This window comes from Geomonas sp., from assembly GCF_035254065.1.
Taxonomy (GTDB): Bacteria; Desulfobacterota; Desulfuromonadia; order Geobacterales; family Geobacteraceae; genus Geomonas.
In genome coordinates, this window is the sequence record NZ_DATFBA010000078.1 from 1 (window position 1) to 15686 (window position 15686).

At 65.1% G+C, this 15686-nt stretch carries 11 protein-coding genes and 1 pseudogene; 10 read left to right on the plus strand and 2 right to left on the minus strand.

Annotated elements, in window-relative coordinates; genetic code table 11:
- The 10 genes and pseudogenes from VJ604_RS04145 to VJ604_RS04190 form a co-directional block, all read left to right on the plus strand.
- Nucleotides 1–1131 (plus strand): annotated as a pseudogene (locus VJ604_RS04145) (ribonuclease E); the annotation flags it as partial.
- Complete coding sequence (locus tag VJ604_RS04150; protein ID WP_324080117.1) at nt 1131–1940, plus strand: hypothetical protein; 810 nt, start codon at nt 1131–1133, stop codon at nt 1938–1940. The pseudogene VJ604_RS04145 and the gene VJ604_RS04150, both read left to right, overlap by 1 nt.
- 65 nt (nt 1941–2005) lie before the next feature.
- Complete coding sequence (locus VJ604_RS04155; RefSeq protein ID WP_324080118.1) at nt 2006–2353, plus strand: putative PII-like signaling protein; 348 nt, start codon at nt 2006–2008, stop codon at nt 2351–2353.
- A gap of 68 nt (nt 2354–2421) precedes the next feature.
- Nucleotides 2422–5109 (plus strand): 2-oxoglutarate dehydrogenase E1 component, encoded by a 2688-nt coding sequence (locus VJ604_RS04160; protein ID WP_324080119.1) that lies wholly within the window; start codon nt 2422–2424, stop codon nt 5107–5109.
- A gap of 203 nt (nt 5110–5312) precedes the next feature.
- Nucleotides 5313–6737 carry a 2-oxoglutarate dehydrogenase complex dihydrolipoyllysine-residue succinyltransferase gene (gene odhB, locus VJ604_RS04165; protein ID WP_324080120.1) on the plus strand — a complete coding sequence of 475 codons (1425 nt, stop codon included), beginning with the start codon at nt 5313–5315 and terminating at the stop codon, nt 6735–6737.
- A gap of 152 nt (nt 6738–6889) precedes the next feature.
- Nucleotides 6890–8299, plus strand: coding sequence for a dihydrolipoyl dehydrogenase (gene lpdA / locus VJ604_RS04170; protein ID WP_324080121.1), 1410 nt, complete (start codon nt 6890–6892; stop codon nt 8297–8299).
- 196 nt (nt 8300–8495) lie between these two features.
- Nucleotides 8496–9122 (plus strand): lipoyl(octanoyl) transferase LipB, encoded by a 627-nt coding sequence (gene lipB / locus VJ604_RS04175; RefSeq protein WP_324080122.1) that lies wholly within the window; start codon nt 8496–8498, stop codon nt 9120–9122.
- Nucleotides 9123–9222: 100 nt separating this feature from the next.
- Nucleotides 9223–11667 carry a Lon protease family protein gene (locus VJ604_RS04180; RefSeq protein WP_324080123.1) on the plus strand — a complete coding sequence of 815 codons (2445 nt, stop codon included), beginning with the start codon at nt 9223–9225 and terminating at the stop codon, nt 11665–11667.
- A gap of 231 nt (nt 11668–11898) precedes the next feature.
- Nucleotides 11899–12768, plus strand: coding sequence for a diacylglycerol/lipid kinase family protein (locus tag VJ604_RS04185; RefSeq protein WP_324080124.1), 870 nt, complete (start codon nt 11899–11901; stop codon nt 12766–12768).
- Between the two features lie 159 nt (nt 12769–12927).
- A complete protein-coding gene (locus VJ604_RS04190; protein ID WP_324080125.1) occupies nt 12928–13656 on the plus strand; it encodes a response regulator in 729 nt (242 codons plus the stop codon).
- Nucleotides 13657–13662: 6 nt separating this feature from the next.
- Here the strand turns inward: VJ604_RS04190 and VJ604_RS04195 are convergent, their stop codons facing one another.
- Nucleotides 13663–14712 (minus strand): TIGR04283 family arsenosugar biosynthesis glycosyltransferase, encoded by a 1050-nt coding sequence (locus tag VJ604_RS04195; RefSeq protein WP_324080126.1) that lies wholly within the window; start codon nt 14710–14712, stop codon nt 13663–13665.
- Nucleotides 14702–15643, minus strand: coding sequence for a chemotaxis protein (locus VJ604_RS04200; RefSeq protein ID WP_324080127.1), 942 nt, complete (start codon nt 15641–15643; stop codon nt 14702–14704). Before VJ604_RS04200 ends, VJ604_RS04195 begins: the two co-directional genes overlap by 11 nt.
- Nucleotides 15644–15686: the final 43 nt, after the last annotated feature.

A 15686-nucleotide genomic window follows, 5' to 3' on the forward strand; every position in this document is an offset into this window, starting at 1 on the left:
CCGGTCGCCCTGGTGGTGGAACCGGACGGGGCCGAACGGGTGGTGCTCGCCGAGGGAGAGCACGAAGAGCAGAAGAAGAAACGTCGGCGCAAAAGACGGCGCGGCAAGGGAGGCGGCGCCGAGGCGGCTGCCCACCAGGCAGAGGTCGCCATCGACCTTCCCTCCGAGGGCGCTGAGCTGCTCCCCGCTGAAAGCGTTCAGCACGCGGAGACAGGCGAGACGGCGGCCGAGCATGCCGAGATGACCGGCGAGCACCCGGCTGAGGAGGTGAAGAAGAAGCGCCGGCGCAAGAGACGGCGCGGCAAGGGGCACGAAGCGGCCGCACAGGAAGCAGTCATCTCCTCCGGGGAAGCGGCGCCCGCCCAGGCTGCCGAGTTCCAGCCCGCCGTCAGCGAACAGACTGCGGCTGCGGTGGTTTCCGAGGCGACCCAGGCGGTGACCGTGGAAGCGGTGCCGGTCAGCGAAGCACCGGCCGAGGCCGCGGCTGCTGCAACCGGGAAAAGGAAGCGGCCGGCCCGCAAGAAGGGACCTGCCGAAGCCGCGGTTGCCGGCGCGGAGATGGTCGCGGCCGAGGCCCCGACCGGGATCGTGGAAGCGGTGGAAGCGCCCCTGCCCAAGCGGGGCAAAGGGAAGAGACCGGCCAAGGAGAGCGCAGAGGTAGTCACCGCCGCAGCGGCCGGAACCATCGAGGTCGGCGAGGTCGTCCCTGTCGCCGAGGCCGTCGAAATCACCGTAGCCGGCGAGCGGGGCGCGGCACAGGCCAAAGGGAACAAGGCTCCCCGTAAACCGGCCTCCAAGCCGGCTACCGCCGCCAAGCGAGGCAAGGGGGCCAAGGCGGAATCGGCCTCCGCCGCAGGTGCCGCGGCTTTGCCCGCGACTGAGCCTACCGCACAACCGGCTCCGGCGGCACCGGTTGCCGGAGAACCGGCGGCAGGTGCGGCACAGGCAGCGGCTAAACCGAGGGCGAAGCGGCCGGCCAAGACCAAACCTGCCGCGGCGGCACAGGGGACCGGCCTGGAATCAGCAGCCGCCCCGGTCGAGACGGCCGCGGGGCAGGAAGCTGCTGCCGGCTCGGAACCTGCCAAGAAAAAACGTGCACCCCGCAGGAAAAAGGAAGAAACAGGTCCCTGATGACACCACCGTTGCGATTGAAGGTACTGATCACCACCTTGCTATGTGTCGTCTGCTGCGCCGGTGGAGCCTCCGCAGCCACCTTGGAGCAGTTGACCCCCTTCTTCACGGCTCAGCACTACACCTGGAAGGAGTACTACGGCGGCAGGCGCCTGCTGGACGAAGACGGCCCCCTGTTCTCCGGCGGAGTCAAGGTGGGGATCCTCACCGATCTGGCCATGACCATCACCGCCAAAGCCGAAGTCTTCGGCGGCGTCATCAGCTATGACGGGGAGACGCAGGCGCCCAACCCGGTCCCGGTGAAAACCGACGTCACCTACGTCGGCACCAGGGGGGAAGCGGATTTTGGCTACCGGCTCCCCCCCGACCTGCTCAACTTCGAGCCCTTCGCCGGCATAGGCTACCGCTGGTGGACCAGGGATCTGCACGACTCCCAGACCGCGACAGGGGTGCCGGTCTCCGGCTACACCGAGACCTGGGACAGCGTCTACTGCCGGCTGGGCGCACGGGGGAGCTACCGTCCCTCCTCCGACTGGACCATGTATGTAGAGGGGGGCGGCAAATATCCCTTCTACACCGGCAACAGCGTCGACTTCGCCGGTGCCGGCACCGTGACCTTCCACCCCGGCTCCCTCTGGAGCGGCTTTGCCGAGGCTGGAGCCAGTTACCGGAACCTGAAGGTCGCCTTCACCTACGAGGGGTTCCGCTGGTCGCAGTCGCCGCTCAAGAGGGTGGGCTACCAGGCCTTCTTCCAGCCCGAATCCACCTCCGACATCATGGGGTTGAGCCTGGGATGGAATTTTAGATGATGGGACTATAACCTCGTTGCACATGATCCAACTTTCTCCACTCAGGAAAGGTTACGGAGTCCGGTATGGTTGATGAAATCGCAGGCGAGCAGGTTCTGCTGAGGATCTTCATCGGGGAGAGCGACAAGTTCCAGCACATCCCCCTCTACGAGGCGCTGGTCGAGCTGTTCCGTAAGGAAGGGCTGGCCGGAGCCACCGTCCTGCGCGGCATCGCCGGCTTCGGGCCGCACAGCATGCACCACAGCGACCGGCTGCTGCGACTCTCCTCCGACCTGCCGGTGGTGGTCGAGATGGTCGATGACCGCCAGCGGATCGAGGCAGTGCTCCCCAGGGTCAGGGAGATGATCGACGGCGGCATGATCACCATGGAAAAGGTGTTCGTCTGGCGCTACGCGCGGAAGCACGAGGCTTGAAAGGTACCCCTCATCTGCTACACTACCTGTTATTCATGAATTAGAAACATTCATGAGAGGAGCAGACGATGGGAATGGTGGACAACTTGAGCCCTCTCTGGATCGAGAACCAATACCAGATCTGGAAGAGCACCCCTGAGCAGCTTTCCGACGAATGGCGCGCCTTTTTCACCGGCTTCGAGCTGGCTGGCGCCCCGAGCGCGGCGGGAGCCCCCTTAAGCGCCGAGGAAGCGCTGAAACACTCCGCAGTCCAATCCCTCATCTACCGCTATCGCGACATCGGCCACCTCCTGGCCTGCACCGACCCCCTATCGCCGTGCCCCCTGGAGCATCCGCTGCTCGCGCTCTCCGCTTTCGGGCTGGATAGCGACGACCTCGACAAGACCTTCCACACCCGCCGATTCATGAAACAGACCGCGACCCTCAAGGAGATCGTGCAGGTGCTGAGGAGCACCTACTGCGGCTCCACCGGAGTCGAGTTCATGCACATCCAGGACCCCGACGAGCGCCAGTGGCTGATCGACCGGATGGAGCCCACCGGCAACCGGGGGACCTTCAGCGCGGAGCAGCGACTGACCATTCTGAGGAAGCTCAAGGAGGCGGCGCTCTTCGAGCGGGCCCTGCAGAAGAAGTTCCCCGGCCAGACCCGCTTCTCGGTGGAAGGGGGGGACGTGCTGATCCCGCTTCTGGACGCAGCCGTGAGCGAGGCGGCCTCGCTGGGGGTGACCGATATCGTGTTCGGCATGCCGCACCGCGGGCGCCTCAACGTGCTGGTCAACATCTTCGGCATGCCCTATGAGAGCATGTTCGCCGAGTTCTCCGACAACGCCGAGTACGGCGTGGTCGGCGAGGGTGACGTGAAGTACCACAAGGGGTACTCCGCAGACCTCACCTTGGGAGACGGGCGCACGGTGCACCTCACCCTCACCTCCAACCCCAGCCACCTGGAGGCGATCGACCCTGTGGTGGAGGGGAAGTCCCGCGCGCGCCAGGACCGCCTGGGCGAGGGGGCCGAGCAGCGGGTGCTCCCCCTGCTGATCCACGGCGACGCCGCCTTCTCCGGCCAGGGGATCGTGGCGGAGACCCTCAACCTCTCCCAACTGGCCGGCTACCGGACCGGCGGCACCCTGCACATCGTGCTCAACAACCAGATCGGTTTCACCACCCTCCCCGCCGACGCCCGCTCGACCCACTACGCAACCGACGTGGCCAAGATGGTCAAGGCCCCCATCTTCCACGTCTACGGGGACGACCCGGAGGCGGTGGTGCACGCCGTGCAGCTCGCCTTGCACTACCGCGAGCGCTACCAGAAGGACGTGGTGGTGGAGGTGATCTGCTACCGCCGCTTCGGCCACAACGAGGGGGACGAGCCGTACTTCACCCAGCCGCTCATGTACGAGGCCATCAAGCTCCGCCCGCAGCTGCACGCGCTCTACGAGATGGAACTCCTCTCCCAGGGATTCGAGGAGGACGACCTGAAGCAGATCGAGGCGGAGGTGGCCGACCAGATCAACCAGCAGAGCCCCCGCGATACGGCTCCGGCCGAATCAGCCTTCCTCGCCCGCTGGAGCGGGATGAAGCCGGGTGTCCACCGGGGACCGGTGGAGACCAAGGTGGCGGCCGAGCCCCTTCTGGAGCTCTCCGAGCGGCTCTCGGTGATCCCGGCGAGCTTTCATCCCCACCCCAAGGTGGCAGCCCTGCTGCAGAGACGGCGCGAGGCGCTCTTGAAGGGAGGGCCGCTCGACTGGGGGAATGTGGAGACGCTCGCCTTCGCCACCCTTTTGAATGAGGGGATTCCGGTCCGCATCTCCGGGCAGGACGTCAGGCGCGGCACCTTCAGCCACCGGCACGCGGCGCTCTTCGACCAGGAGGACGGCACCCCCTACTACCCGCTGGAAGCGGTGGCGCGGGAAGGGGCGACGTTCCGCGCCTACGACAGCATGCTGGCCGAGTTCTCCGTGCTGGGGTTCGAGTACGGCTACTCCATCGAAGCCCCCGAGGCGCTCACCATCTGGGAGGCGCAGTACGGCGACTTCGTGAACGGCGCCGAGGTCATCATCGACCAGTTCATCGCCAGCGGCGAGGCGAAATGGGAGCGCTCCAGCGGCCTCGTCCTGATGCTGCCGCACGGCTACGAGGGTCAGGGAGCCGAGCACTCCAGCGCCCGCATCGAGCGCTTCTTAGCCCTTTCCGCCAGCGGCAATATGCAGGTGGTCTTCCCGAGCACCCCCGCCCAGCTGTTCCACGTCCTCAGGCGCCAGATGCTGCAGAACTTCCGCAAGCCACTGGTCCTGTTCACCCCCAAGAGCCTGCTCCGCCACCCGATGTGCGTCTCCCAGCTCGACGATCTCACCTCCGGCCAGTTCCAGGAAGTTATCGCGGAGCCGGCCCGGCAGGGTAGCGTGAAACAGGTGCTGATCTGCACCGGCAAGATCTACTATGACCTGGCCGACCGGATAGCCAAGGACCAGGTGGCCGAGATAGCGCTGGTCAGGGTCGAACAGCTCTATCCGCTGGCGGCCGACCTCTTACGGGAGGAGCTGGAAAGATACCCGAGCGGCACCCGCTTCAGCTGGGTGCAGGAAGAGCCGCACAACATGGGCGCCTGGCGTTTCTTGAGGCCCCAGCTCACCGAGATGTTGGGAGCAGCGCCGCGCTACGTCGGACGCCCCGACGCCGCGGCTCCCGCCTCCGGCTCACATCGCCTGGACCGTGTGGAACAGGAGCGCATCATCACCGAGGCGCTCAGCCAGTAGCCCGGCGGTCCACCGAGGCCAGTCAAATCCATTCTTCACTCTCACCAACATCCCCTCTCCCGCAGGGGGAGGGTCAGGGAGGGGGAGCGCTGCCGCAATCTCAAGCAGAGCCCCCCGCCAACCTCCCCCCTTTGGGAGGAGGAGTTTCCAAGCAAGGGTCCTCTCTGGAAGAGGGGCCAACTTACCTCACTGCAGGGGGCGTTATGGACATCAAGGTGCCGTCAGTCGGGGAATCCGTCTACGAGGCGCTGATTGCCAGGTGGTTGAAGAAGAGCGGTGACCACGTGGAAAAGGACGAACCGCTCTGCGAGATCGAGACCGACAAGGTGACCCTCGAGGTGACCGCCGAGGCCGCCGGGGTGCTGAACATCCTGGTCCCCGAGGTGGAGACGGTGAAGATCGGGGCGGTGATCGGCACCATCGAGGAGGGAGCCCAAGCCGCGGCGGGAGAAGGTAAGCCGGCTGCGGCCGAGGCGCCAAAACCCGGCACTCCCTCCAAGGCACCACAGGCACCGCCGGTGCGCGAGCCGAAGCCGGAGACGCCGCCGGTCGAGGAGCCCAAGCCGGAGACGCCCCCGGTGCGCGAGCCGCAACCGCAGGCCCCACCCGTCAAGGAGCCCCCGAAAGAGCAGACCATGCCTCCCATCTCGCCTTCGGGCCGCAAACTGGCCCGGGAGATGGGGGTGGACACGCGCGAGCTGCAGGGGAGCGGGCGCGGCGGCAGGATCACCAGGGAGGATCTCCTGAAAGGGCAGGAAGCCCCAGCGGCCAAGGCGCCGGCAGAGCCCGCCCCTCGCCAAGAGCCAGCAGCCGCGGCGCCGGTGCAGGGGAGCGCCCGTGCGGTGGCTCGCGAGCCGTCGGCGGGGCAGTATCAGCGGGAGGGGGGCGCTGCGCCCGCCGTCTCGGCACCGCTCCACGCAGAGCAAGCTGAGCGCGTCACCCGCAAGGCCATGTCCCCCATCCGGAAACGGATCGCCGAGCGGCTGGTAGCCGTCCGGCAGCAGACCGCCATGCTGACTACCTTCAACGAGGCGGACATGTCGGAAGTGATGGGCCTGCGCAAGAAGCATGGCGAGTTCTTCCAGAAGCGCCACAACGTGAAGCTCGGCCTGATGTCGCTCTTCGTACGGGCCTGCTGCCAGGCCCTCAAGGAATTCCCCGAGATCAACGCGAGCATCGAAGGCGACGATATCGTCTACCACAACTACTGCGACATCGGCATCGCGGTCGGCAGCGAGAAGGGGCTGGTGGTGCCGGTGCTGCGCGATGCCGAGACGCTGACCCTCGCCCAAATCGAGCAGCGCATCGTCGATTTCGGGGAGAAGATCCGCACCAACAAGCTCGCCATCGCCGACCTGGAGGGGGGGACCTTCACCATCTCCAATGGCGGCATCTACGGCTCGCTCCTCTCCACCCCCATCCTCAACCCGCCGCAGAGCGGGGTGCTCGGCATGCATGCCATACAGGAGCGGGCTGTGGTGAAGGATGGGGAGATCGTGATCCGCCCCATGATGAACCTGGCGCTCTCCTACGATCACCGGATCGTGGACGGCAAGGGGGCGGTGGGATTCCTGAAGCTGGTCAAACAGTTCATCGAGGAACCGGAAGAGATGTTCCTCGAGAGTTGAAAAGCAACCCCATCCTCACCTCAGCCCTCCCCTTGAAGGGGAGGGGTCCACAGCGTCCCCTCTCCTTCAAGGAGAAGCTTGCCGCGCCGTAGCCATGGCGGAGGCGGGGGACAGGGTGAGGATGGTGACGTGAATTGAACGGAGGATACGCAATGTCTGAAGAGATCTTTGACCTCATCGTGATCGGGGCCGGCCCCGGCGGCTACGTGGCGGCCATCAGGGCGGCGCAGCTCGGCATGAAGGTCGCCGTGGTCGAGAAGCGGGAAACCATGGGAGGCGTCTGCCTCAACGAGGGGTGCATACCGAGCAAGGCGCTGCTCGACACCAGCGAACTGTTTCACCTCGCCAAGGACCGTTTCGCTGGACACGGCATCGAGGTGGCGCCACCGGCCATCAACGTCGGCAAGATGATGGCGAGAAAGGACGACGTGGTGAGGAAGCTCACCGACGGCGTCGCCTTCCTGTTCAAGAAGAACAAGGTACAGACCTTCATCGGCGAGGCGAAGCTTTTGGGGGCCAACCAGCAGGGTGACCAGCAGGTGCAGGTCTCCGGCGCCGCTGCCGCCACCATTACCGGCAAGAAGGTGCTCCTTGCCAGCGGCAGCGAGGCGGTGCAGTTGCCCTCCCTCCCCTTCGACGGGGAGAGCGTGGTGAGTGCGCGGGAGACCCTCTGCTTCCCGGAAGTGCCGGGGCATCTGCTGGTGGTCGGTGGAGGATACATCGGCCTCGAGCTCGGCTCGGTCTGGCTGAGGCTGGGCGCCCAGGTGACCGTGGTGGAGATGCTGCCGCGGCTGGTGGCGGGGAGCGACGGACAGGTTGCAGACGGGCTGATGCGGGCGCTCAAGAAGCAGGGGATGCGCTTCATGATGGAGGCCAAGGTCGCCGGGGCCGAGAAACGGGACGGTAAGCTGGTGGCGAAGGTCGAGGCCCAGGGCGGAGTCCAGGAGATCGAGTGCGACAAGGTGCTGGTGGCGGTCGGGCGCCGGCCGCTGACCGAGGGGCTGGGAGTGGAAGGGCTCGGCATCAGGCTGGAGCGCGGCCGCGTGGTGGTGGACGCCGACTACCAGACCAGCGTGCCCGGCATCTACGCCATCGGCGACCTGATCGCCGGCCCCATGCTGGCCCACAAGGCTTCCGACGAGGGGGTGGTCTGCGTCGAACGGATGCAGGGAGAGCCGAGCGAGGTCGATTACGCCTGCATCCCGGGCATCTGCTACACCTGGCCGGAGGCGGCCTCGGTCGGCAAGACCGAGGAGACACTGAAGGAACAGGGGATCTCCTACAAGAGCGGCAAGTTCAATTTCATGGGGAACGGCCGGGCCAAATGCATGGACGAGACGGAAGGCTTCGTTAAAATCCTCGCCGAAAGCGAGGGGGGGCGCGTGCTGGGGGTGCACATCCTGGGGCCCCGCGCCTCCGACCTGATCGCCGAGGCGGTCACCGTGATGAGCTTCGGAGGGAGTGCCGAGGACATCGCGCTCACCGTCCACGCCCACCCCACCCTGTCGGAAGCCGTGCGGGAAGCCGCGCTGGACGTGGACAAACGGGCGATCCACGCCTGATGGCTCCTTCCGGCAGACGTTCAACTGCCAAAAGCAATCCCCCCTGTCCCCCCTTTATCAAGGGGGGAACGTGATAGCGGTACGTGGAGGGCGGCACGTCTCAAGCGGTGGGTCCTGCCCACTCTTCAACAGAACTTCAGCCTCTACGTCCCCTCCCCTTCAAAGGGGAGGGACAGGGTAAGGATGGGATTTTCCCATGATCGTCCACGACCTCGGCACGATGGGATACGGCGAAGCGTTCGAGCTCCAGGAGCGGCTCCTCTCGCAGGTGCGCGGTGGCCAGGAGGAGGCACTCCTGCTTCTCGAGCATACCCCGGTCTACACCATCGGCGCCGGCGGGAGCCTCGACAACCTGCTCGACCCGACCCTCGACGTCAACCGGGTCAACAGGGGTGGCGACATCACCTACCACGGGCCGGGACAGCTGATGGGCTACCCGATCATCGACCTCGCCAGCCGCGGTCGCGACCTGCACCGCTACCTCCGCTTCCTGGAGGAGCTCCTGGTGGAGGTGAGCGAAGCCCTCGGCGTCACCGGCTTCACCTGCGCCGGCCGCACCGGTGTCTGGACCACCCGCGGCAAGCTCGCCTCCATCGGGGTCGGCGTCCGGCGCTGGGTCTCCATGCACGGCTTCTGCCTCAACGTCTCCCCGGACACCTCCCCCTTCCAGCACATCAACCCGTGCGGCATGGCAGGATGCCCGATCACCTCGCTCGCCTTGGAGCGCGGCGCAGAGCCCGCCATGGCGGAGGTTAAGGAACTGGTGGTCAGCCGTTTCGCCCCGCTGCTCGAAGAGCGGCTCCCCCGCTGTCAACATCCGTAAAACTGCAGCCGAGGCACCGCACTGAGCGCGGGAACGGTTTGGCAGATACACTTTAGGCATGCATGGCGCTTCCAGTCACCCTTTCCCCAAGGAGGATCCCATGTCCGACAACGATTGCAAGGTTCCCGTCGAGAGACTGAGATGGGTCTGCGACCCCGCTGCATTCACCTTCACGACCACCGAAGACATCGCCAACCTCACGGGGGGACTCGGCCAGGAACGAGCCCTCGCCTCCATCGACTTCGGCCTCGGCATGGCCAATCACGGCTACAACATCTACCTGGCCGGGGAGCCCGGCACCGGGCGCAGCACCACCATCTGCAACATGCTCACCAAGAGAGTGGCGGACACCCCGCCTCCTCCCGACTGGTGCTACGTCAACAACTTCTGCAACCCGGACGCCCCCATCGCCATCTCGCTCCCCGCCGGCAAAGGGCCCGAACTCGCGGCCGACATGAGGGAACTGCTGGACTACGTGCGGGCCAACATACCCACCGCCCTGGAGAGCAAGGACTACGAGACCGACCGGGTGCGCATCATCGAGGAATATCAGGAGAAAAACGGCGAGATCTTCTCCGAGCTGGAGCAGGAGGCCTCCGAGAACGGCTTTGCCCTGCAGCGCACGGTATCCGGCCTGGTGATCGTTCCCCAGAAGGAGGGGCGCAACTACACCCAGGACGAGTACGAGGCGCTGGAGCCGGAAGAGCGGGAGCGGATGGACGCCATGGGGCGCGCGCTGACCGAGAAGCTCAACGACGCGCTGCGGCAGGTGAGGGAGAACGAGAAGGCGCTGCGCGACGACCTGGCCAAACTGGACCGGGAGCTGGGGCTATCGGCGATCGGCCATCACCTGGATCCCCTCAAGGCGAAGTACGCAGGCTTCCAGAAGGTCCTCCACTACCTGGAATGCGTCCAGGAAGACCTGCTCTTGAACCTGGAGGACTTCAAGCCACAGACCCCGCCCCCGCAGATCCCGGGCCTCAGGCTACCCAAGCAGGAGCCGACCTTCGAGCGCTACGAGGTCAACGTGGTGGTGGAAAACGACCCGGAAAGCGGCGCCCCCATCGTCTTCCCGACCAACCCCACCTACAACAACCTGTTCGGCAGGATCGAGAACGTCATGCAGATGGGAGGGATGGCCACCACCAACTTCACCCTCATCAAGCCGGGTGCACTGCACCGGGCCAACGGCGGCTACCTCATCCTGGACGCGCGCGAGGTGCTGATCAACCCCTTCGCCTGGGAATCGCTCAAGCGCTGCATCCGCAACTCCGAGATCAAGATCGAGGACGTCCTGGAGCAGTACCGGTTCATGACCGTGGTCACGCTGAAACCGGAACCGATCCCGCTGCACGCCAAGATCATCATGATCGGCTCGCTCTGGATCTATTACCTGCTGTTCTACATGGACCCGGACTACCGGAAGTTCTTCAAGGTGAAGGCCGACTTCGACAGCAGGATCAACCGCACCCCGGAGGTGATGCAGGACTACGCGCTGTTCGTGGCGACCCACTGCAAACAGGAGGGACTGCTCCCCTTCACCGCCAGCGGGGTGGCGGCCCTCCTGGAGCACGCCGCGCGCCAGGTGGAGGACCAGGAGCGGATCAGCGCGCAGTTCATGGAACTTTCCGACATGATCAGGGAGGCGAGCTACTGGGCGGAGCTGGGGGGAGGCCAGGTGGTGGATCGCAAATGGGTCCACAAGGCGATCGAGCAGAAGATCTACCGTTCCAACCGGATCGAGGAGAGGATACAGGAGTACATCGCCGACGGGACCATCCTGTGCGACACCGAGGGAGGCGTGGTGGGGCAGATAAACGGCCTTTCGGTGATAACCATGGGGGATTACACCTTCGGGCGCCCCTCCCGCGTCACCACCCGGGTCTCCCTGGGGCGCGCCGGCATGGTCAACATCGAGCGGGAGGTGAAGCTGTCCGGCCCGATCCACGACAAGGGGGTGCTGATCCTGACCGGCTACCTGCGCGGCAAGTTCGCCAAGGAACGTCCCCTCTCCTTCTCCGCCTCCATCTGCTTCGAGCAGTCCTACGAGGGGGTCGAGGGGGACAGCGCCTCCTCCACCGAACTCTACGGCCTGCTCTCCGCCCTTGCCGAACTTCCCATCCGGCAGGGGATCGCCGTTACCGGCAGCGTCAACCAGCTCGGCCAGGTGCAGCCGATCGGCGGGGTCAACTACAAGATCGAGGGGTTCTACGCCGTCTGCAAGGCCAAGGGGCTGACCGGGGAGCAGGGGGTGATCATCCCCAAACTCAACGAGCGCAATCTCATGCTGAAGGACGAGGTGGTGGAGGCGGTCCGGGACGGCAAGTTCCACATCTGGAGCGTGGTCGACATCGACCAGGGGATCGAGGTGCTGACCGGTGTGCCGGCAGGCAAGGTGGCAGCCGACGGCAGCTACCCGGAGGGGACCGTCAATTACCTCGTCGACCGCAAGCTTAAGGGGATGTTGGAGAACATGCGCCGCTTCGCGGTTGCCGACAAGGAAGCGGGGAACGGCAGCAAGGGGGAAGTAGCGAAAGTCGATTGAGATTACGCAGGAAATCGTTTATATCTGTGGCCAACGCGGGAACCCCATCCTCACCCCTACCCTCCCCTTGAAGGGGAGGGAGTACCCGGAAGACAGAAGGCATACTGACCACATGTGCCGCCGCGCCCTCCATCCTTAACAAGCCGCCGCGCTTTACGTCCCCTCCCCTTCAAGGGGAGGGACAGGGTGAGGATGGGGGTCTTCCCACATCACGCAGCAAACGAGGCCGCCTTGCCGAAACCCTGCTTCCTGATCGTCAACCCCACCTCCGGGACCTACTCCCAGAAAAAGATAGATCACATCATGGCCATCCTCGCCGAGAGAGGCTTGCCGCCGCTGCTGATGCCGACCGCCAGCGCCGCCGACCCGGCCCGCTTCGCCGCGCGCATCTGCCAGGAGAACGAGGCCCCGCTCATCCTGGTCGCCGGCGGCGACGGTACCCTGAACGGCGTCCTCAACGGGCTCGCGCCGGGCGCTGCCACCCTCGGCGTCATCCCGCTCGGCACCTCCAACGTGCTGGCGCGCGAACTGGAGATCCACTCGGTCGAGGATGCGGTGAAGCGTGTGATCCGCGGCGAGTGCCGGCCCATCCCGGTTGGTGAAATGATCTGCGGAGGCGAGAGCAGGCGTTTCCTGCTGATGGCGGGGGTGGGGGTGGACGGCGCCGTGGTCCGCGGAGTGCGACTGCCCGAGAAGAGGCTGGTGGGGAAGGCGGCCTACGCCCTGTCGGCGCTTCGCCTGCTGTTCGCCTGGGACCGCACTCCCCTCATGGTAACCGCCGACGGCAGCAACCTCAGTTGCGACAGCGTCATCGTCTGCAACGCCGCCAAATACGGGGGGAATTTCGTGCTCTCCCCCGGCGGCGGCCTTTTCACTCCCGGCTTCCAGGTCATCTGTATCAGCGGAGGGAGGCTTGCCTATCTGAAGATCTTCCTGCGCCTGCTGCTGGGAAAGATCTCCGGCAGCCGTTCGGTCACCATCTTCACTGCCAGCGAGCTAAAGGTGGAGGGGGGAAAGGCGGTGCAGTGCGACGGGGACTTCTTCGGCTGCGCCCCGCTCACCCTGAAGTCGATCCCCGACTTCGTGCGGGTCATCGTGTAGTGGTTGGCCGGCTGCTAACCCGGCCATGGATTGGGCTCTCCGCCTATTTTCCCGCTTGACAATCACCTGGCAATATCGGTAAATGACCGGAATTCAGCGACAGCAGCCCTGCTGCCGCCTTGCTATGCAATGCACTGTAGATGCTATTGAGGGGGGACCGTGACGAAACCGAAGATACTGTTGGTGGACGATACCAAGCTGATCCTGGAACTGGAGAAGAGCTACCTGAAGCTTTCCGAGGTGGACGTGATCACCGCCGGCAACGGCCGGGAGGCCCTGGAAGTGATCAGGAAGGATCCCCCCGACCTCATCTTCATGGACCTGAACATGCCGGAGATGGACGGCATCAGCTGCCTCGCCCAACTCAAGAAAGATCCCTTCTACTGCGACATCCCCATCGTGATGCTGACCACTGAGGGAAACGAGCACGACCGCGAGCGGGCGGCACAGGCCGGCTGCAACGGGTACCTCACCAAGCCGATCGACCGCCGCGAGTTCCTCGCCATGGCCCGGAAGTTCACGGTTGCCGTGGACCGGCGACAGTTGCGAGTCTCCTGCCAGATTCCCGTCCTCGTCCTGGACGGTACCACCCCCCTCGCCGGACATACCCTCGACATCAGCGACGGAGGGGTCTACCTGGTGAGCGACCATCCGGTCCGCCAGGACGCCCGGCTGAGAATGGCCCTGTACCTGCCAGGCAAGGCCCCCTTCCTGATGGAGGTAAATGCACGGGTGGCCTGGACCAACGGCGACGACCACCGCGTCAAACCCGCCCTTCCGGTCGGTTTCGGCGTGGAATTCCACAACCTGGACGAGAGGCAGACCGCCGCCCTGGAGTCCTTCCTCGACGCCGAGGATGCCAGCCGTTCCTGCGACGGGACCGCCTGAACTGCGTCAGCGACGGCCAAGCAGTAGCGCACACCTGAACCAGATCCAAACCAGCAGAGAAGCAGCGCGGTCGGCGAGACCGTTGTCGATCAACCGCCCCAGCCACCGGTCGTGCAACGCGAGGAAGGGCCCGCCCTTGCCAGCGCCCCCCTTGCCGATCAGCACATCCAGCCAGAAGGGAACTTGCCAGGCGTTGGACCGGACATAGCGGCCGGTTTCCCGCCACAGCACCCCTCTCCTGTCGCGCGGCAGTGCGGCAATCCTCTCCTTCAAAACCTTCAGAAACGGGAAAAGCTCCAGCCTGTGGGTGGCATCCTGGCTAAGGTAGCACTCCTTGAGCGACGCCATCAGGTCCAGGTGGCCGGTATGGGCGAGGTCCATCAGGATGGCGTTCAGGGTCTGCCTGGCAAGAAGCCCCTCGGCCAGGAAACGACGGGGTGAGGTCCTGATGCGGGCGGGGAGGAGCAGCCACCCTCCCACCTCCCTGATCCGCTCAGCCAAAAAGGTGTCCTCCATGATGGGCAAGCTGGGATCGAAGGGCCCGACCTCGCCGAAGAAGCTGGCCGGGATCAGCATCCCCTGGTCGCCGTGAGTGCAGCCGCGCCGGTCCAGCGACGCCTTGGCGCCGTAAAAGCGATAGGGTAAGGGGGGGAGCTCAGGGAAATCGAATTCCAGGATGAAGTGCCCGGCCAGAGGAGTGGCGCCGGAAAGTGTCGGGGTGAGAGCGTCGATCCCCTTGCGGAAGGCAAGAGGGTCGGGGAAGCGCGAGTCGATGTGCAGGAAAAGCAGAAGCTGCGCACGGGCAAGGCCGGCGCCGACGTTCATCTGGGCCGCCCTCCCCTTCCCCCCGTCCACCACCAGCAGCGGAAAGGGGAGCTGCCCGGCCAGCGACTTCGCGGCTGCCACCGTGCCGTCGCCGGACTCCCCGTCCGAGAGGATCAGCTCGAAACGGGTGTCACGCTGCCGGGCAAGCTCTTCGAGGAAACGGTGGAGCTCCGCTTCCTCGTTGAGGACGGGTACTACGACGGAGAGTTCGGGAGAATCATCATAAGACAAGAGAGTCCGCTCTTTCCACCAAGTTGGGAAGGTCCGGTTTGGTGAGGATGTCGCTCGCCCCCAGGTTTTTCCACTTCACCTTGTTGTCGTCGCTGGCCAGCGAGGAGAAGAGCACGACCGGGACCTGGTCCAGGCCGGACTCCTTCCTGATCAGCGCGGTGAGGTGAAGGCCGTCCATGCGGGGCATTTCAATATCGGTGATGATCATGTTCAGGACCTGGGACATATCGCCGCCGAGGCCTTCCGCCTTCTCGCGCAGCGCGGTCACCTGCGTCCAGGCGTCCTCGCCGTTTTCAGCCTCCACCACCTGGTAGCCGGCCCCCCGCAGGGAGTCGCAGATGGTGCCGCGGATGAACTTGGAGTCGTCGGCGACCAGGATGGTCTTGGCGGCGCGGTTCACCGACTTATCTGACAGCATCAGTTCGTCGCTCGGCCTGGAGAGCGCGTCACTGCGGGAGATCTCACCCACGATCTTCTCGAAATCGAGGATCAGGATGATGCGGTCCTCCATCTTCACCACGCCCGTGATGTTGGCATCGTGGATCGCCTTCACGGGCGGCTCCACGTTCTCCCAGGAGATGCGGTAGATGCGGGAGACGGAGTGGACCAGGATGCCCACCACCACCCGGTTGAATTCCAGGACGATGACCCGCTCGGCGGCGATCCCTTCCGTGTTCTTGTTGAGCGCCCGGGAGAGGTCGATCAGGGTGATCACCTGCTCCCTGAGCTTGATCATGCCGCAGACCGCCGGGTGGGCGTTCACCACCTTGCGCAGGCCGGGCAGGCGGATGATCTCGCGAACCTTGGCGACGTTGACGCCGAAGTAGCAGGGAACCACGTTTCCCTTGCTGTCGCGCTCGTCGATCCTGAACTCGACGATCTCCAGCTCGTTGGTGCCGCTTTCCAGAAGTATCTTCTTATTGGGTTCCATGCCTCCCCCGATTTCGCTTTGTTTGCCGATCTATGCCTAAGTA